The organism is Streptomyces sp. SID13666 (genome assembly GCF_010548325.1).
GTDB lineage: Bacteria > Actinomycetota > Actinomycetes > Streptomycetales > Streptomycetaceae > Actinacidiphila > Actinacidiphila fildesensis.
Genome location: NZ_JAAGLX010000048.1, coordinates 12,113 through 31,327, shown reverse-complemented (window position 1 = coordinate 31,327; position 19,215 = coordinate 12,113). Strand labels below are relative to the sequence as shown.

General features: G+C 67.3%; 9 protein-coding genes and 2 pseudogenes. 8 read left to right on the top strand and 3 right to left on the bottom strand.

The genetic code is table 11. The annotated features are described in order from the left end of the window. Nucleotides 1–77: 77 nt before the first annotated feature. From G3I60_RS36960 to G3I60_RS45990, 6 genes and pseudogenes are all read left to right on the top strand, one after another. Complete coding sequence (locus G3I60_RS36960; RefSeq protein ID WP_232485848.1) at nt 78–1,052, top strand: ABC transporter permease; 975 nt, start codon at nt 78–80, stop codon at nt 1,050–1,052. Continuing rightward, nucleotides 1,049–1,825, top strand: coding sequence for an ATP-binding cassette domain-containing protein (locus G3I60_RS36955; RefSeq protein ID WP_164297597.1), 777 nt, complete (start codon nt 1,049–1,051; stop codon nt 1,823–1,825). Before G3I60_RS36960 ends, G3I60_RS36955 begins: the two co-directional genes overlap by 4 nt. A 75-nt stretch (nt 1,826–1,900) precedes the next feature. Next, nucleotides 1,901–3,037, top strand: coding sequence for an ROK family glucokinase (locus G3I60_RS36950; RefSeq protein WP_138355578.1), 1,137 nt, complete (start codon nt 1,901–1,903; stop codon nt 3,035–3,037). Then, nucleotides 3,034–3,579, top strand: a complete 546-nt coding sequence (locus G3I60_RS36945) for a hypothetical protein (protein ID WP_203674798.1) — start codon at nt 3,034–3,036, stop codon at nt 3,577–3,579. Before G3I60_RS36950 ends, G3I60_RS36945 begins: the two co-directional genes overlap by 4 nt. Before the next feature lie 118 nt (nt 3,580–3,697). After that, a pseudogene (locus G3I60_RS36940) lies at nt 3,698–3,790 on the top strand (3-oxoadipate enol-lactone hydrolase); the annotation flags it as partial. A gap of 365 nt (nt 3,791–4,155) precedes the next feature. Continuing rightward, nucleotides 4,156–4,510, top strand: a pseudogene (locus G3I60_RS45990) (IS701 family transposase); the annotation flags it as partial. Between the two features lie 211 nt (nt 4,511–4,721). Here G3I60_RS45990 and G3I60_RS46945 read toward each other — a convergent pair. After that, on the bottom strand, nt 4,722–8,549 hold the full coding sequence (locus tag G3I60_RS46945) for an FG-GAP-like repeat-containing protein (protein ID WP_164297601.1): 3,828 nt from the start codon (nt 8,547–8,549) through the stop codon (nt 4,722–4,724). Nucleotides 8,550–8,840: 291 nt separating this feature from the next. Here G3I60_RS46945 and G3I60_RS36930 point away from each other — a divergent pair, with 291 nt between their 5' ends. Both G3I60_RS36930 and G3I60_RS36925 read left to right on the top strand, forming a co-directional pair. Beyond that, nucleotides 8,841–15,869: an RHS repeat-associated core domain-containing protein gene (locus tag G3I60_RS36930; protein ID WP_164297603.1), complete on the top strand. Its 7,029-nt coding sequence runs from the start codon at nt 8,841–8,843 to the stop codon at nt 15,867–15,869. An 86-nt stretch (nt 15,870–15,955) separates the two neighbouring features. Then, complete coding sequence (locus tag G3I60_RS36925) at nt 15,956–16,309, top strand: hypothetical protein (RefSeq protein WP_164297605.1); 354 nt, start codon at nt 15,956–15,958, stop codon at nt 16,307–16,309. Nucleotides 16,310–16,441: 132 nt separating this feature from the next. On the opposite strand, the gene G3I60_RS36920 is transcribed toward G3I60_RS36925, so the two are convergent. Together G3I60_RS36920 and G3I60_RS36915 are read right to left on the bottom strand one after the other, a co-directional pair. After that, nucleotides 16,442–16,627: a hypothetical protein gene (locus tag G3I60_RS36920; protein WP_164297607.1), complete on the bottom strand. Its 186-nt coding sequence runs from the start codon at nt 16,625–16,627 to the stop codon at nt 16,442–16,444. 1,131 nt (nt 16,628–17,758) lie between these two features. Further along, on the bottom strand, nt 17,759–18,967 hold the full coding sequence (locus G3I60_RS36915; RefSeq protein WP_164297609.1) for a hypothetical protein: 1,209 nt from the start codon (nt 18,965–18,967) through the stop codon (nt 17,759–17,761). Nucleotides 18,968–19,215: the final 248 nt, after the last annotated feature.

Sequence of the window (19,215 nt, the reverse complement as noted above, 5' to 3'; positions counted from 1 at the left end):
CAGACCAGGACGGTCCGGACCCCGGCGGCAAGGCCGCGGACGACCGGCTGGTGCACCGCTCGCTGGCGCGCCGGCTGATGGGCCGCCCCGAACTGGGTTCGGTCGTCGGCGCCGCGGCCGTCTTCATCTTCTTCTCGGTCGCCGCCGACTCGTTCCTGCAGTGGTCCAGCTTCGGGACCGTGCTGTACGCCGCCTCGACCATCGGCATCATGGCGGTGCCCGTCGCCCTGCTGATGATCGGCGGCGAGTTCGACCTGTCGACCGGTGTGATGGTCACCAGCTCCGCGCTGGTCTCCTCGATGTTCAGCTACCAGATGACGGCGAACGTCTGGGCGGGCGTCGCGGTGTCGCTGGTGGTCACCCTGGCCATCGGCTTCTTCAACGGGTTCCTGCTGACCCGCACCAAACTGCCCAGCTTCATCATCACGCTCGGCACCTTCCTGATGCTCACCGGGCTGAACCTGGGCTTCACCAAGCTCATCAGCGGCACGGTCAGCACCAAGTCCATCGCCGACATGGAGGGGTTCGACTCGGCGCGGGTGCTCTTCGCCTCGCACCTCACCATCGGTGACATCGACCTGAAGGTCACCATCCTGTGGTGGGCGGCCCTGGTCGCCGTCGCCACCTGGGTGCTGCTGCGCACCCGGGCCGGGAACTGGATCTTCGCCGTCGGCGGCGGCGCGGACGCCGCCCGCGCGGTCGGCGTCCCGGTGTCCCGCACCAAGATCGGCCTGTACATGGCGGTCGCGTTCTGCGCCTGGATCTCCGGCCAGCACCTGCTCTTCTCGTTCGACGTGGTGCAGTCGGGCGAGGGTGTCGGCAACGAGTTCCTCTACATCATCGCGGCCGTCATCGGCGGCTGTCTGATGACCGGCGGCTACGGGTCGGCGATCGGCTCCGCCGTCGGCGCGTTCATCTTCGGCATGACGAGCAAGGGCATCGTGTACGCCCAGTGGAATCCGGACTGGTTCAAGTTCTTCCTCGGGGCCATGCTGCTGCTGGCCACGCTGCTGAACGCATGGGTCCGCAAGCGGGCGGAGGCGACCGCATGAGCGCGCTGGTGAAGCTCACCGACGTGAGCAAGTACTACGGCAACATCAAGGCCCTGGAAGGGGTCTCCCTCGAAGTGCACGCCGGTGAGATCACCTGCGTGCTGGGCGACAACGGCGCGGGCAAGTCCACCCTCATCAAGATCATCTCGGGTCTGCACCAGCACGACGCGGGCACCTACGAGGTCGACGGCGAGCCGGTGCGCCACAGCTCGCCGCGTGAGGCCCTCGACCACGGCATCGCGACCGTCTACCAGGACCTCGCGGTGGTGCCGCTGATGCCGGTGTGGCGGAACTTCTTCCTCGGCTCCGAGCCCACCAAGGGCCGTGGACCGCTCCGCCGGCTCGACGTGCGCACGATGCGCGAGACCACCCGCAGTGAGCTGCTGCGGATGGGCATCGACCTGCGCGACGTGGACCAGCCCATCGGCACCCTGTCCGGCGGTGAACGGCAGTGTGTCGCCATCGCCCGCGCCGTCTACTTCGGGGCGAAGGTGCTGGTCCTCGACGAGCCGACGGCGGCGCTCGGCGTCAAGCAGTCCGGCGTCGTCCTCAAGTACGTCGCCGCCGCGCGCGATGCCGGGCTCGGTGTGGTCCTGATCACCCACAACCCGCACCACGCCTTCCTCGTCGGCGACCGGTTCGTCCTGCTGAAGCGCGGCGCGATGGCCGGGAGCTATCCCAAAACGGGCATTACGCTGGAAGAACTGACCCGCCAGATGGCGGGCGGCAGCGAGCTGGAGCAGCTCAGCCACGAGCTCGCCCGCGAGGGCTGACCCAGCCCGTGCTGCGCGGGGTACGTCCCCGGTGCGGCACAATCGGCACGACAGCCACCGATCCGGAGACGACCCTTGCCAGCAGCGTCACGCAGCGACCGATCAGCATTCCAGCGCAAGGGCGCCGCCCGTGCGACGGTGCTGCAGACCGTCGGCCGCCGGGAGCGCCGCTCCCATCTGACGGCGCCGAGAGTGCCGACGGTCGGCATCGACATCGGCGGCACCAAGGTGGCGGCCGGGGTCGTGGACCCGGACGGCAACATCCTGGAGCAGCTCAGGACCGAGACACCGGACCGGAGCAAGAGCCCCAAGGTCGTCGAGGACACCATCGTCGAGCTGGTGCTGGACCTGTCGGAGCGGCACGACGTGCACGCGGTCGGCATCGGCGCCGCCGGCTGGGTCGACGCCGACCGCTCCCGGGTGCTCTTCGCCCCGCACCTGTCCTGGCGCGACGAACCGCTGCGCGACCGGCTGGAGGAACGGCTGCTGGTGCCGGTCATGGTCGACAACGACGCCAACACCGCGGCCTGGGCCGAATGGCGCTTCGGCGCCGGCCGCGGCCAGGACGACCTCGTCATGATCACGCTGGGTACCGGCATCGGCGGCGCCATCCTGGAGGACGGCCACGTCAAGCGCGGCCGCTACGGCGTGGCCGGCGAGTTCGGCCATATGCAGGTCGTCCCCGGCGGCCACCGCTGCCCCTGCGGCAACCGCGGCTGCTGGGAGCAGTACAGCTCGGGCAACGCGCTGGTCCGCGAGGCCCGCGAAATGGCCGCCGCCGAGTCGCCCGTCGCGTACGGGATCATCGACCGGGTCGGCGGCAACATCGGCGACATCACCGGACCGCTGATCACGCAGCTGGCCCGGGAGGGCGACGCGATGTGCATCGAGCTGCTCCAGGACATCGGCCAGTGGCTCGGCGTCGGCATCGCCAACCTCGCCGCCGCGCTGGACCCGTCCTGCTTCGTCATCGGCGGTGGCGTCAGCGCCGCCGACGACCTGCTCATCGGCCCGGCCCGGGACGCCTTCCGCCGCAACCTCACCGGGCGCGGCTACCGCCCCGAGGCCCGCATCGTGCAGGCCGAGCTGGGCAATGAGGCCGGGCTGGTCGGCGCCGCCGACCTCGCCCGGCTGGTCGCCCGGCGGTTCCGCCGCGCCAACCGGCGCCGTGTCGAGCGCTACGAGCGCTTCGTCCGGGCGGCGGGCCGATGAGCGTCGACCGCCCGCACAGCAGGCCGCTGCGCCAGGTGCCCCGCTGGGTCCAGTGGACCGTCGTCCCGCTGCTGATCCTGGTACCCGTCGGCTATGTGATCGTCTCCGCCGAGCAGAGCCGCAACAGCGGCCAGGACAAGGAGGAGTCGGCGGCCGCCAAGCACCTGACGTGGGACTGGCCCAGCCAGGTGCAGCGCCGGATATACCAGGTGCCGGTCCCGCTGGACTGGACGCGGAAGATCGCCTACATGGAGACGAACAACTGGAACACGAGCGCGCTCTACGTCCAGTTCACGTCCACCGCGGGCGGGCTCGACACCTTCCTCGCGCAGCTGGGCACCAGCCGCTCCGCGCTGAAGCCGGGTGACGTCACCATCACCCCCGACCAGGCGAAGGTGCCCGGTTGGCTCTTCCGGCCGGGCCACGACTGGGGCGGAGTGTCGACGACCCAGCACGGGGACAAGCCGGACCACGACATCACCGTCGACCTCAGCGATCTGGACCATCCCGTCGTGTACATCGTCTCCACGATCAACTTCTGACGGAACCATCCCCCCACGCGCCCGCCCCACCGGTCGGAGGCGGGCGCACGCACGGGTCCTGGCGGGCCGCGGGGGGCGGGTGACCAGCCGCTTCCCGTCACTCGATAGCGTGAACCCGGTGAGCGACCAGAAGACCCTCCAGCACCGGCTCGACGGCCCCGAGGACGCCCCCGTACTCGTCCTGGGCCCCGCCCTCGGCACCACCTGGCACAGGTCGTAGAGACCTTCCAGGGGTGTCCACTTGGTACAGGGGAGTGGCGTAGTGCCAGGTTGGGGTCTTGTGGTCCAGGGGCGTCGGTGTTGTTGGTGAGATGTGTGTGAGAGGTGAGGGCCCCTCCGGTTGCATCCGGAGGGGCTCCGCCGTGAGGCTGCTGGCCTGCGGAGGTGGAGAGCCCGTTCGCGCGGGGACCTTCGAGGGATGTGGGTGTGGGCCGTACGACGAGGTTCCGCCCGTTCTTGAGCGGGTTCTGCGATCAGCGTCTGACGACGAGGCACTTCCTGGGGCGAGGTCCTCGGACTCCGCGCGGTGAAGGGCGCGATACCGTCGCGTAACGGCTCCGGGCTCCCACCGGACTCCGGGTGGCTGGCTCCCGATGGGCCATCGAGGATTGCCTTCAAGCGGCGAAGGGCGAATGCGGCCCGGACCAGTACGAGGTCCGCTGCCAGGTCGGCTGGTACCGCCGCATCGCCCTTGGCCATGCTCGCCCACGCCTTCCGCGCGGTGATGACCACCCAGGCCCGCGAGGAGGGGCCGAAAGAACGGTCCGAGAAACCTCGTTCCCCTCACCGCGCCAGAAGTGCGACGGCTCCTGGACCTTGTCCGTCCCCCCCCCACGACCAGCTCTGCTCTGCCCGTCTACTGGCCGCACCGGCGCTGACGCCACCAGAGCATAGTCAGGCACTTGCGCTACCAGCACCGCACGCACCTTGATCGGGTGAGTCACGAACCATGATCACCCTGACCTGGCGTCCGCCCAGTAGGACTTGAAAATACCCCTCTGGCCAGGCCGGATGAAGAACTGGAACTGGCAATCTAAGAAGCGTGGCGAGGGCCCCGACTTGTCGTCGAGGCCCTCGCCACGCCGTTGTTGCTTTCAGTGTCAGTGGTGGCCTGGCTGGGACCACATGTCAGGAAGTCGTCTCTAGATGATGACGGTCATGCCGCCCCAGCTGGCGCCGACTTTATAGGCGGCGTCGAAGGTGCTGGTTCCGGTGCCGCCGGTGCCGGGGTAGGTCCAGAGGCTGGAGTCTGAGGCGAGGCGGCTGAGGATGTCGATCTTACCGTCACTGTTGACGTCGCTGAGGCTGATGGAGTTGGTGATGTTCCAGCCGGTACCCGTCTGGTAGCGGGTGCCGAAGGTGCTGGTTCCGGCGCCGCCGGTGCCGGGGTAGACGTACTGGGTGCCCGCGGCGTCGATGCAGAAGATGTCGGTCTTGCCGTCGCCGTTGATGTCGCCGAGCCGGATGATGTTCATGCCGCCCCAGCTGTCGCCGACTAGGTAGGGGGCGCTGAAGCTGTTGATTCCGGTGCCGCCGGTGCCGGGGTAGGTGAGCAGGCTGTTGTCGGAGGCGCGCCGGGCGAGGATGTCGGTCTTGCCGTCGCCGTTGACGTCTCCGACCTCGATGATGTTCATGCCGCCCCAGCTGTCGCCGACCTTATAGGGGGCGCCGAAGGTGCTGGTGCCGGTGCCGCCGGTGCCGGGGTAGACCCACAGGCTGGCGTCGGAGGTGCGGCGGGTGAGGATGTCGGGCCGTCCGTCGCCGTTGATGTCGCTGATGTTGAGGGCGTCCATGCCGCTCCAGCCGCTGCCGGTCTGGTAGCGGCTGAGGAAGCTGGAGGTCTTGATGCCGTCGCTGCCGGGGTAGATCCACTGGTTGCCGGAGGTGTCGATGGCGAGGATGTCGGCTTCGCCGTCGCCGTTGATGTCGCCGGTGGGGTTGAGGGTTTGTGCGTGGGTCGGAGTGGCGAAGGCAGTGGTGGTGCTGCCGTAGTAGGAGACGTTGCGGACCGGGGCGATGTCGGTGGCCCACAGGTCGGGGCGGCCATCGCCGTTGGAGTCGCCTGCCGGGAAGAGCTGTGGCCGAATGGCCTTGCTCCAGCCGCTCGTGGCGACGACGGTCTTGGTGCTGGTCGAGGACCCTGCGGGGATGGCCGGGACGGCGTCGGCAGGAGGGGCGGCGGGGATGGTTGGGGTGCCGGTGTACAGGTCGAGTTCGCCGGTGGTGTCGTCCCGTGACCACAGGGCCGGGGCGTTGGAGATGGTGCCGGCGTCGGTGAGGGTCTTTCCGGTCCAGCCGGTGGACATCTGCACGGGGACGTTGTACGTGCCGAATGTGCCTGCTGCGGGGAACAGCCACAGCACGTCACCGGAGACGACGTACAGGTCCGGGAAGTTGCCGTCGCCGTCGACGTCGAGGGTGGCGACGATCTGGTCCGCTCTGGACCATTCGAAGTGGTTGCTGTCGCTCGTCGGGGCAGGCAGCACCTGACCCTGTTTGTTGGGATCGAAGGCCGATCCGCCACCGTTGCCAGGGTAGAAGTAAAGGTTGCCGTCGTTCTTGCGGGCCAGCAGGTCCTGGATCAAGTCCCCATTGAAGTCGCCGGTGCTCAAGACGGCATTCTTGAAGCTGGCGTCGCTGGTGGCGCGATAGGGCGCGCCCAGGGTCCCGGGTGGGGTGCCGGTGCTGGGGTAGAGGCGCACGTTCCCGTCGGCCCCTGGGATGGTCAGGTCGGGTTTGCCGTCGCCGGTGAAGTCGCCGGTGGTGTCCGGAACGGTCAGTGACGCGGTGAGGAAGTCGTAGTGGACGGTGTGGGAGTGGTTGCCGGCCGCGTCGATGGCGTACACGTACAGCACGTTGTTGCCAGGCGTCATAGGGATCAGCGGGACGGTTGTGGTGGCGCTGACTTTGCTGGCCTCGTGGGTGAGCGGCGGGTCAACTGTGGGGGGTGGTGTTTCCCAGTTGTAGGCGTAGCTCGCCACGTCGGTGTCGCCGGCGGCCCGGGTGAAGAAGAAGTCTCCGCCCGTGCGCGGCTGTGATGGGTTCGTCGCATTGCGGGGGAAGGCAGGTGAGCTGATGTCGGGTTCGTGCGGCGGGGAGGCGTCCACGCTGAAGGTGCAGGCGCTGGTCGTCGGCGAGGAGTAGCCGTAGTCGTTGGCGTAGACCTGCCAGCTGTAGGTGCCCGAGGGCAGCACGCCGAGGTTGAAGCTGAGGGTGCCGCTCTGGGTGACCGGACCGCGTACTGCTGCGGTCTGGGGGATGGTGATCCCGGTGTCGGTTGGGACGGTTGCCCCGTCGGTACGCTTGACCGAGAAGTAGGCCAGGACCGGCGCTCCCTGGTCGGCGTCCTTGACCGTGGCGCTGAGCGTGACGGCGGTCGTGCCGAGAGTGGTGCCGCCGGTGCATGCAGTGAGCGGGCTGGTGCTGTGGCCGGTGACGGTGGGCAGTGAGTCGTAGGTCACCGTGACCGTCGGGGTGTTCCTGAAGTGCTTCCGGTCGCCCGCAGCGGTTTCGTTGGCGGCGACCAGGCCGAGGACGACGTTGTTGGCGTGGGCCTGGGATGCCTGGGCGAAGGCGGCCAGCACGTTGAAGCCGGTTGAGGGTTGGGATGTCGCGGTGGCAGGGGGGACTGCCTTGGTGTCGAGTAGCGTCCCGGACTGCAGACGGCTGTCCCAGGTCGCATGGTCGGCGAGCACCGGAAGGACAGAGACCGCGTAGAGGGACGCTTTGACGTTGGCGGTGACGGAAGTGGACGCGGAGGACACTTCCAGGGTCTGGAGTGTGGCAGAAAGGATCTTGACGGGGGTGATGGAGGTGTTCCAGATACGGCTGTTCACGCCGAACTGGAAGTAGGACTGCTCCTTGCCGATGCAGTCCTGGTAGTCGTTGTAACCGACGGCCGGATCCCCGCTGTATCTCGTCGAGTTGTAGTTCGAGGTGGACGGGCAGCCTTCTTGGACCTCGGCGTAGGCGGGGTTGGCGCTGCCGGAGGAGTTGGGGTTGAAACCGGGATCGATGAAGACCGGATAGTGCGTGCCCGCGCCGGCCAGGACGGCGGCGTTCGGGGTGATGTTCAGGTGGGTTCCGCTGACCTGGGCCGGCATGGCGGCGACCTGCGCCCCGGTTCCGGGCCCGCCTGCGCTGGAGACGCCAGCAGGCGCCGTGTCCGCGGCACTGGCCTGCCGAGTCTTGGCCGAGACGCCCGCGGTGGTACTGGAGTCCCACATGCGCGGGGTGGGGGCGCTGAAGGCGACGCGGCCGGCGGGGTCGGTGGCGTTGAGGGTGCCGTTCGGGCCGGCGGTCAGGGTCAGGCCCTGGGTGGCGGTGGTGAACTGCAGGGCGGCCAGTTTCGGGTTGGCGGCGGCTGCGGCGTTCTTGACGACCAGGACCTCGGTGAAGCCGCCCAGCGGGGTTGCGGTCACCACGAGATCCACATCGGGCAGGACACCGGGGTAGGTGGCGCTCGCCCCCGACAGGGCGGGTTTGGGCAGTGTGTCCGGCCAGGAGATGGCCAGTTGCTTGCCGAGGCTGGTCAAGGTTGCCAGCGGCGTGTTCCCGCCGCCGGACAGGCGCAGCCCCGATGGGGTGGCGGCCGGGGCGAGGCTGCCGTCGGCCTGGGCCCGCAAGGTCGCGTCGATGGGCACCCACGATCCGCCCTGTTTGACCCGGGTGGGCAGCAGGCTGCTGGTCAGGGTGAAGGTGCCCGCAGGGTCGGCGGTCACGGTGTCGGTGGCGGTGGTCAGCGCCGCGATCGGTACCGGCAGCCCAGTCACCTTGGCCTGCGCGATGGCATCGGCCGACTGCGCTGCCGCCGATGCGGGTGCGGACGGGGCGGTGGCCGGCGCGGCGTTTGCGGCCGGGGCCAGGAGCACGCCGCTGGTGCCGGACGCGAGTAGGGCCAGGGCTGTGACCGTCGCGGCGTGGGCCAGACGGCTGCGTCTGCCGGGAGGCGCTATGGAACGTGCGGGCACAGGTGGTTCTCCTTGCCAGGGGGATCGGGATCGGACCTGGCAGGCGATGACACCGGGCACAGGCTGGAAGAGCAGATCACGAGCCGGACGGCGCTGTGTAGCAATTCACGTGGGATGTCTCAGGGCAACTCATGGCAGAACGGTGTGCATGCAGACGCGGCAAAGGTCAAAGGTTTCCCATGGGCTGGCAAGCGTTTCTCCATGCCAGTTTTGTCCTTGGCGGGATCTGTAAAGTCCCCCAGGTTCAACGATCTTTGGGGGCGGGGCGTGAGTCTGTTGTGGCGCGGTGCGATGAATGACCGCAAGGTCTGGGGCCGTCAACGGACCCGATGGGTAGCGGCGTTTGCGGGGATGACCGTCCTGGCTGCCCTGCAGGTGGCGCTGCCGGTGGTAGCCGACGCGCAGTCCGACGCGCCCCCTGTCCCGTCCGTGCCGACGGTCAAGGTCCATGCGGTGCCGTACACCAGCGCGCACCTGAAGGACGAGACCTCGGCCAGCAGTTGGCACCCGAAGGCGACTGCGTGGCCGAGCGCCGGTGTGGCTGTCGTTGACTTGACCGCGCAGTCTCCGTCCACCGGAGCGACGGCCGCATCAACGCCGCGGCGTGCACGGGCGGGCAGCTTGCCGGTCTGGGTCGCGCCCGTCGCACCCCGCGCCGACTCCAAAGCAGCGGCCCCGAAGGCGTCCGGATCCACGACGGCCGGCAGCTCGCCGTCCAAGATCCGCATCGAGGTCACCGCACGGGATGCCGCCAGCAAGGCAGGCGTGAACGGCGTGCTGTTCACCGCCTCAGCCACCGAGAACACCTCGGCGACCGGCAAGGCGTCGGTGTCGGTGGACTACAGCTCTTTCAAGGACGCATTCGGCGGCGACTGGTCCGAGCGCCTGCATCTGGTGCAGCTGCCCGCCTGCGCGCTGACCACCCCGGAAAAGCCCGCCTGCCGCACCCAGACGCCGCTGGCCACTCGGCGCGACGCCGCCACCCACCAGCTCACTGCTGATGTCGCCCTTCCTCAGGCAGCAGCCATCCCCGTCACCTCACCTGCGGCGAAGGGCACTACCGGTGGCACCGCCTCGACTGCTCCGTCGGCGCAGGCAGCCGCGCCGATGGTGCTCGCGGCGACCGCCGCCGCATCCGGAGGCACCGGCTCTTTCGGGGCCACGCCGCTGGCCGCCGCCGGATCGTGGACGGCCGGCGGCAACTCCGGGGACTTCACCTACAGCTACCCGATCGGGGTGCCGCCTGTCCCCGGTGGTCTGGCGCCCGGCGTCTCGCTGCAATATGACTCCCAGTCTTTGGACGGGCTCACCGCGTCCACGAACAACCAGGCATCGTGGGTCGGCGACGGCTGGTCGTACGCGCCGGGGTCCATCAGCCGTTCCTACAGCACGTGTTCGGACGACCCGGCGGGAACCGCGCCGAAGGTCAGTGACCTGTGCTGGGCCGGGCAGATCGTCCACATCTCCTTGGCCGGCCACTCCGGCGATCTTGTCTACGACGCGTCCGTGCCGACCCACTGGCGCTTGTCCAATGACAACGGCGAGAAGGTCGAGCAACTCACCGGCGGTACCAACGGCACCCACGACGGCGACTACTGGAAGATCACGTCCACGGACGGGACCCAGTACTTCTTCGGCCTGAACCACCTGCCGGGCTACGCGGCGGGCAAGACGGAGACGAAGTCGGCCTGGACGGTGCCCGTCTACGGCGCCCACACCGGCGACCCCTGCAACTCGGCCGCCGGATTCGCGGCCTCCCAGTGCATGCAGGCATGGCAGTGGAACCTCGACTACACCGTCGACATCCACGGCAACGCCATGTCCTACTACTACGACACTGACGTCAACTACTACGGCGCCAACAACGGCACCACCGGCGTCAAGTACGACCGCGACGGACACCTGCGCTATATCGACTACGGCTTCACCGACGGCAACGCCTATACCGATGCGCCCCGGCGGGTCGCGTTCACCACCGAAGACCGCTGCGTGGCCACCACGTGCAACCCGATCGCCACGAACCAGGCGAACTGGCCCGACGTGCCTTACGACCAGAACTGCGCGGACAAGGCGACCTGCGCCAATCACTCCCCAACGTTCTGGTCCACCCGCCGGCTGACCGCAATCAGCACACAGCTCTGGAACAGCGGCCAGGCCAAGTACCTGCCGGTAGACACCTATACGCTGAAACAACACTTTCCCGACCCCGGCGACAACGGCAAACCGTCCATGTTCCTGGACTCCATCCAGCGCACCGGCAACAACGGCGGCACGCTGGACATGCCCAAGGTCACCTTCACCGGCCAGCCGCTGGCGAACCGGTTCGACATCGGCAACGGGTATGTCAACCTGGTGCGCTGGCGCGTCTCGGGGATCACCAGCGAGGCCGGGAACCAGACATCCATCGTCTATTCTTCAGCATCCTGCGCCCGTCCGGCCGACCTGTCGGCCAACACCAGCTTGTGCTACCCGGTCTACTGGACACCAGTGGGCCAGTCGGTGCCGATCCTGGACTGGTTCAACAAATACGTCGTCAGAGCCATCAACGACCACGACTCCACCGGCGCCTCCTCTGACAGGCTCACCTCGTACGAATATCTGGGGAATCTGGGCTGGCACTTTGATGACAATGAAGTGACCAAGGCCAAGTACCGCACCTACGGCCAGTGGCGTGGTTACAGCCGGGTGCGGACCCGTACCGGCACGGTCGACGAGGGCCAGACGCTCAGCGAGTCCCGCTACTACCTCGGCATGGACGGCGACACCCTGCCCGCGGGCAAGAAGCGCACCGCCACCGTGGCTCTGGCAACTGATGTCACGGTGCCCGGTGCCGCCGCCAGCGTCCCGGACGACAACGAGCTCGCCGGCTCGGTCCGCGAAACCATCACCTACAAGGGCGATGGCGGACCGGTCGTCAGCGCGAGCGTGGACGACTACTGGGTGGGCGATGCGACCGCCACCCGAACCCGCACCGGACTGCCGGACCTCACCGCCCGCATCTCCCGCAACTCGGGCACCCGGACCACCACCGCCATCACCTCCACTGCACCGACCACCTGGCGGACCACGCGCGTCGAGGCCGGCTACGACAAAGCCACCGGCCTGGTCGTCGCTGTCGATGACCACGGAGACATCTCCGACCCCGCACAGGAAACCTGCAGCACGACGACGTACGCGCCGCCGAACACCAACAAGAACCTCGTCGGCCTGCCTGCCGAACTGGAAACGGACGCGGCAGCGTGCGGGCAGGGCGGCACGACTTCGAACGGCATGACGGCGCCGGCCTCCGTGAACCGGCCCGTCCAGGTGATCTCCGACGTGCGGACCTTCTACGACACGCCGACGCCGACCAGCTGGCCTCCGGCCACGCCGGAGTGGCCCCAGCAAGCCCCCACCAAGGGCGACATCACGCTGATGCAACAAGCAGCGGACTACGCCAACGGCGCCTTCACCTACCAGCTCAAGGCCGCTACGACCTTCGACCCCTACGGTCGGGCCATCGCCACGTACGACGCGCTCGGGCGCAAGAGCGCCACCACCTACACCCCGGCCACCAGCATCCCCACCCAGATCACGACCAGCAACGCCAAGAACCAGACCACCGTCACGACACTCGATCCGGCCCGCAGCACACCGATGACCGTGGTCGATGCCAACGGCGCCAAGAGCGAGATCACCTACGACGCCTTCGGCCGCACTACGGCCGTCTGGCAACCGTCGCGTAACAAGGCCGCTGGCCAAAGCGCCAGCGCGACGTTCGCGTACAAGGTCTCGGCCACCGCACCGTCGGCTGTCACCACCCAGACCCTCCTGGAGAGCGGGGCGTACTCCACCTCGGTCAAGCTGTATGACGGGCTGCTGCGCGAGCGGCAGACACAGAGCCAGACCCCGGTCGGCGGCCGGCTCCTCACCGACGTCACCTACGACAGCCACGGCTGGGCCACCCGCGTCAACCACCCCTACCTTGACGGCTCCTCCGCTTCCACCACCACCCTGGTCGCCACGACCGGCTCCCAGGTCGTCAACCAGGACGTGATCACCTACGACCGGCTCGGCCGGCCCACCCTGGATGTCTCCCTCGACCAGGGCGCGACGGTCTCTCAGACCCGCACCATCTACGGCGGCGACCGCACCACCGTCATCCCGCCGACCGGCGGCACACCGACCACGACGATCACCGACGCACGCGGTCGCACCATCGAAACCGACAACTACCAGTCGATGCCGGCCGTCTCCGGCGACCAGGTCACCGGCGGCAGCCCGCTGGCCACACGCTTCACCTTCGACGCAGCCGGCAGCCACAGCCAGAACACCGTCATCACCGACCCGGCAGGCTCCCAGCGCCAGCACACGTACAACCTGCTCGGCCAGGAAACCTCGCAGAGCGACCCGGACACCGGAACGACGTCGATGGCCTACGACGCAGCCGACCAGCTGACGTCCACCACCGACGCCCGGAACAAGACGATCTCCGTCACCTACGACGAACTCGGCCGCAAGACCGCGACGTTCGACGGGCCGGACAGCACATCGCCCAAGCTCACCTCCCTGACCTACGACGATCCCGCCGTCGCCAACGGCATCGGGCGCACGACGGCCTCCGCCCGCTACACCACCTCCGGCGCCTACACCACCGCGATCAGCGGCTTCACCATCGACGGGAAGCCGCTGGGCAGCACCACCACCATCCCCGACACCGTGACCGGACTCGCCGGGACCTACAGGTACACCTACACGTACACCCCCACCCTTGGCCTGCCCTATGGCACCGCCTTCCCGGCGGCCGGCACACTTCCGGCGGAGACCGTCACCTCGACGTACACCCTGCTGGGCCAGCCCCTCGCCGTCGGCGGACTGAGCGGCTACACCAGCACGACCAGCTACGACGCACTGGGCAACGTCGCACAGACCACGCTCGGCTCCCGCACCAACCGCGCCTTCCGCACCAACTATCACGACGAACACACCAACGCACTCACCGAAGTCACCACCGACCGCACGGTGGCGCCGGCCCGCATCGAAGACACCACCTACACCCGCGACAAGGCCGGCAACACCACCCGCATCGCCGACAACCGGCTTGGCACGGCCGGCGACACCCAGTGCTTCAGCTACAACCTGCTCGGCCGGATGACCGACGCCTGGTCCGCCACCGACGCCTGCACCGCCGCCCCCAGCACCACCGCGGGCAGCGCCACCGTCGGCGGCCCCGACCCGTACTGGTCCACCTGGACCTTCGACGCCAACGGCAACCGCAAGACCCAGAACCAGCACGGACTCACCCCCGGCACCGGGGACACCACCACCGCCTACACCTACGGCAAGGGCGGCGACCCCACCCAGCAGCCCGACACCCTCACCGGTACCCAGACCACCGGAGCCGACGGCACCAAAACCGGCAGCCGCTACGTCTACGACGCCCTCGGTAACACCACCACCCGCACCACCACCCCGGGCACGGACACCCTCATCTGGAACCACGAGGGCAAACTCGAGAGCCTGAAGTCCACCGGGCAGGACAACCCCACCACCTACACCTACGACGCCGGCGGCAACCAACTCCTGCGCACCGACCCGGACGGCAAGAGCACCCTCTACCTGCCCGGCCAGGAAGTCGTCTACAACCCGGCCACCAAAGCCACCACGGGCACCCGCTACATCGCGTTGCCCGGCGGCGTCACCTGCACCCGCACCGGAGCCGGCACCGCCTACAACTTCGTCGCCTCCAACGACCAGGCCACCGGCACCACCAGCCTCGACGCCACCGCCCAGACACCGACCTTCCGCCTCGTCGACCCCTACGGCAACCCCCGCGGCACCCAGCCCGCCAGCTGGCCCGGCACCCAAGGATTCGTCGGCGGCACCAAGGACACCACCACCGGCCTGACCCACCTCGGCGCCCGCGACTACGACCCCACCCTCGGCCGCTTCATCTCCGCCGACCCCCTCTTCGAAGCCACCGACCCCAACCAAATCGGTGGCTACACCTACGCCGGCAACAACCCCGTCACCTACAGCGACCCCAGCGGCCTGATGGTCTATGAGAGCGACGAAAAGGGAGGGGTCTCCACCGGCGGTGGCACCGACATCCCCGTGTGGAACCGCGAGTGCGCAGGAAAAGGCGGAAACAGTGCGGGGAACATGTGCAGCGATCGAGGCCCCCGCACCGGCTATCACTCCAGTGGTGGCGGATACAAATGGGCGGCCGAATTCGAGCGCGCCTTTGCACACCGGATAGTATCCGTCGTCGCCCCGATCAAGATGGCGGGCAATGGGATTAAGGACGGCTGGTCCTGTGTCAGCAGCGGCGACCGCTGCGGGGAACTCCTCAACGACTACAAAGAAGCACTGATCGCAACCGACCCGCTCCAAACGTTTGTCGTCGGGCCGGTCGAAAATGAGCTGGACATCATCAAAGATGTCGCTACAGGTCATTCCGCCGACGCTGCGGGAAAAATAGCTGCCGACGTGGCCCTGGCGGTCGTATTCAAAAAGGTTGGCGAGAAAGCAGGTCTTTGCCCCAATAGCTTCACGGGCGACACGCAGGTCGACATGGCCGACGGATCAAAACAGGCCATCGACCAGGTCAAAATCGGGGACCGCGTCACCGCGACAGACCCCATCACAGGAACAACCAAAACCGAGACAGTCACCGACGTCATCGTCACCCAGGACGACAAAGACTTCACCGACCTCACCGTCCAAACCCCCGACGGCGACCACACCATCACCTCCACCCAGCACCACCCCTACTGGAACGCCACCCACAACCAGTGGGAAAACGCCGCCGACCTGCACCCAGGCGACAAACTCCGCCAGCCGGACGGCACCCTGCTCGCCATAGTCTCCGTTCGGAACTACCACCGGGCCGTCGTCACCTACAACCTCACGGTCGACCGGCTCCACACGTACTATGTGGTGGCGGGCGAGACGCCAATCCTGGTTCACAACGGCGGCCCGTGTGGCCCGATCAAGGGAGCGGCGGGCGAAGCAAGAGCTATCCAGGAGCTGCAAGACCGGGGCTACACGATCATGGGTGAGCACGTGAAGCTTGAGGGTAAGCGCGGGGCTGTATCGTATATCGATATCGTGGCAACCAGAAACGGATCGGGCTTGGGTGCGCCTGAATATTTCGAAGTGAAGAATGGCCCGGGGGCTAAACTTTCGCGGCCGCAGAAGATCGTATATGGGCAGCTTGGAGATGGCGGGAATGTAATCTTGCGCACCGACAAGCTGGAAATGTGGGGTTTGAAGAACGGTGACTTGCTCCCGCAGGCTGACGTCAATGTCATTCTTTATGGCGGAGCGAAAGCGTGGTAGGGAGAGCCAAAGACGGCGGCAGTGCAATGTGGGCTTTTTTGGTGAGGCAAGAGCTGCGCACTGCCCATGAGCGAGATGAGTGAAGAATGAGCTACGACCTGGCAGTTTGGCAGGGTGATGTGCCATCAAATGCTCGTGAAGCAGCTAGAGCGCATGATCTTCTATTTGATAGATACCTCGAGGGCGATGAGTTGTTGCCGGTTACGACGGCTGTTGCCGAATTCTTGGCCGTCCTCACTGATCGCTGGCCTGATAGAGATACGGGAGACGATACGCCTTGGGCTTCAACGCCGCTTTCTGAAGGAGCGAGTGGGCCATATGTGTACCTCACGCTTGCATGGAGCAGTGCTGAAGTGGTATCCGCCTACGTGGCGAATGTTGCCAAGAACCTTGGCTTGAACTGTTTTGATCCTCAGATGAGGGCGCTTCGGTCTGGCTGACGTCGACTCGTTTTCATATTTCGAGATTTCGCAGGTGGGTCTCGGAAGTTTCCGGGGATTCCCGGCGGCGCGGATAACCAGCGAGCCCCGTGGCGGCATCGTGTTGGGGACAGCGACGGCGACCAACTCGTCCTAGGGGTCGTGATGGGCGCCTAGGTCGAGCAGGAGCAGGCCGGCGGCGTGTGCGTTGTATCCGGCGCGGTGGCGCTGGCCTGGGAGGTCGGCCAGGGGCAGGCGCAGGTGCTCGATGAGCGGGTCGAGGCCGTGCTTGCCGGCTTCGGGGTAGGTCGTGCGGGCCAGCCGCAGGGTGTTGATCACTCCGGCTGGCTCCCAGCCGGGCAAGAGACGGGTGAGGGCCCGGGACTCCACCGCGGCGCTATGGGCGACGATCGAGGCACCGGTCAGGGCTTCCTGACGTCAGGAGCCTCACTCGTCGTCGCCGAGCTGGCCGCTGAAAAGATGTGAGAGGAGGAGTGCGAGCGGGTGAGCGAAGTGCGGATTAAGACCCTGCAATATTGCCTTGACCAGCAAGAACACGGCCAGTTGTGATCTTGGGACACATCCTCGGTACTACACGTTACAGGTCGTAGGGGCCGTCCAGAGGCGTCCACCTGGTGCAGGGAAGTGGCGTAGTGCCAGGTCGGGGTCTTGTGGTCCAGGGGCGTCGGTGCTGTTGGTGAGACGTGTGTGAGAGGTGAGGGCTCCGCCGGATGCATCCGGCGGGGCTCCGCCGGCAGGCGTGGGGAACTGCAGTAGTCGTGGTTCTGGCAGGTTCTGCGTCTGGCAACAGGTCGCACTTTGGGGTGCTCGAGGCGGTTTGGTGATGCTCCGGATCGTCCATCTCGCTTCGGTTGTGCGTAGGTGGCGACACTGCGTGGCGTTCGCCGGGGGTATCTTGCGGAGATCAGGAAGGGGTTAATCGTCCCAAGCGGTGCGTTCAGTGACCACGGAATCCAAAAAGGCGCAGGGGTCCGTAATGTCCGATTCGATGGAAGTGCTCGAAATTCGAGCCTCTTGCGGCTGAGTTCGCAGGTCACGCAGCCTGCTCCCCGCCCGCGCGGGGATGGACCCGCCCTGTTCTGGCGGGGGGCGCCCGACATGCCCTGCTCCCCGCCCGTGCGGGGATGGACCCCCCGGATAACCCTGCGGCCAGCGGGGATACGGCTGCTCCCCGCTCGCGCGGGGATGGACCCCATGCGGAAATGGCCACGACGACTACGGTCACTCTGGCGTAGGGACGCGCGGACAGAGGGCTTTATGGGACGCGGTTGCGGCGAGGTGGAGGCGTGCCGGGTCGATGGCAGGCAGTCTGAGTTCTGGGACCAGTTTGGGACCACGCGTCATGCGCAGAGCGGAACAACTCCAGCGCGGGGAATCGGATCGCCGTGGGGCGGGCACTTCCTGACCTGCGGAAACCCTGGTGGTGAAGTACGACCTGTTCGTGGCGGCTCAACGTCGTGGGTACACGACCACGCTGTACGCGCCGCCGTCCCCGCCCAGGTAGACCGCCTGGTCCTTGAGGATCACGGTCGGTACTTTGGTGTCAGGGGGCAGCAGGGTGATCGTCTGGGTGGGGATGGAGAGGCTGACAGGGATCGCGGCATCGCCGGCGCCCGTATGACCGTAGGCAGTCCCGTCGCTGTCAATGGCGGTGAAGACGGCCTCCTTGTCGGTGGTACCGGATGCGCAGTGCCCCTTGCCGGTGGACAGGTCGAAGGCCAGTACTCCGTCCACGAGATAGCGCTGGTTGGGCGAGAGCACGGGATGGACGCCTTCAGGGCGGGTTCCTCCCGGGGAACTGACAGCGGTCTCACACGTAACTGACGCCTTGACCGTGCCGGTGGATGCGTCATGTACTGCCCAGACGCGCTGGCCAGTCTCTTCTCGGCCTTCATTCCTGGTCGGCCACCCCGCGATCACCAGGTCGCCTACGGCCGTCAGCTGCGCCAGGTCGCCGCCTCCGGTCACGTACGCGCCGGGAGGGACGTGCGAGCTGTCGTACCATGCGCCGGGCACCCAGAAATGGCCTCCGCCGCCCTGGACCAGCGGACCGCGCGGCGTGACGCCTACGGGTGTTCCGTTGCTGCAGCCCCGGCAAAGGTTTTGATCCGGGGCCTTGCGGATTTCGTCACTGGTGTAGGGCGTGACCTTGCCGGTTGCCACGTCTATCGCAGTGACGGCTTGGTGTTCACCGAAGGAGACGAGCAAGGAGCCGCCGTGAGCGGCTGGCAGCGGGTCGCCGGTCTCCTGCGCGGGGATGTCGATGGTTCGTGTCGGGAGCACCGTGCTGCCCGAAGCATCTGCAGGGTAGACCGCGATACGGACCGTCGGCTTGCCGTTGGTCAATGGGTCCTCGCCGGGGGTTCCACTGATCGACAGCGCGATGTATTCCTTTCCGCCGGTGGTCACGATCTCCGGTTGGGGTAACTCGTGACGGACAGAGTCGAAGGGCCACCACGGCGTCGTGGACCAGCGGACCGCGCCCGTTCCTAGATCCTGCGCTGTCAGGACGTAGCCGTCCTTGGCTTGAGTCGCCGTGATGACCAGACCGGCCAGGGGCGCGAGGGCTATGTTGCCTTTCCTCTGTGCCGGCCGAGTCCAGCCTTTGGTTCCGTCGAATACAGCGGGCACCGCGAGCCGCGGTACGGCCGATGGCACGCTCGAGCTGCTCGACGGGGAGCCAGAGCCATGCTCGCCGTCACCATTTGAGCCCCCGCCTCCACCTCCGCAGCCCCCCAGCGCACAGACCAGCATGACGGCGGCCACCATCTTCATTCCGCGATACACCAACCCGCCCTCTTCCTCCGGATCTACAGCTGCGCCGAGCTGAGAAGTGGGGGTGGACGATCGTGGGGTGTCAGTACCGGGTGAGGGTAAAGGTGTTGTGCTCACTGCCTGCCTCCGGG

What these genes read in the sequence shown, in the direction of transcription:
- G3I60_RS36955 (WP_164297597.1), top strand. Translation starts at nt 1,049, where the DNA reads ATGAGCGCGCTGGTGAAGCTCACCGACGTGAGCAAGTACTACGGCAAC.
- G3I60_RS36925 (WP_164297605.1), top strand. Translation starts at nt 15,956, where the DNA reads ATGAGCTACGACCTGGCAGTTTGGCAGGGTGATGTGCCATCAAATGCT.
- G3I60_RS36945 (WP_203674798.1), top strand. Translation starts at nt 3,034, where the DNA reads ATGAGCGTCGACCGCCCGCACAGCAGGCCGCTGCGCCAGGTGCCCCGC.
- G3I60_RS36930 (WP_164297603.1), top strand. Translation starts at nt 8,841, where the DNA reads ATGAATGACCGCAAGGTCTGGGGCCGTCAACGGACCCGATGGGTAGCG.
- G3I60_RS36960 (WP_232485848.1), top strand. Translation starts at nt 78, where the DNA reads ATGGGCCGCCCCGAACTGGGTTCGGTCGTCGGCGCCGCGGCCGTCTTC.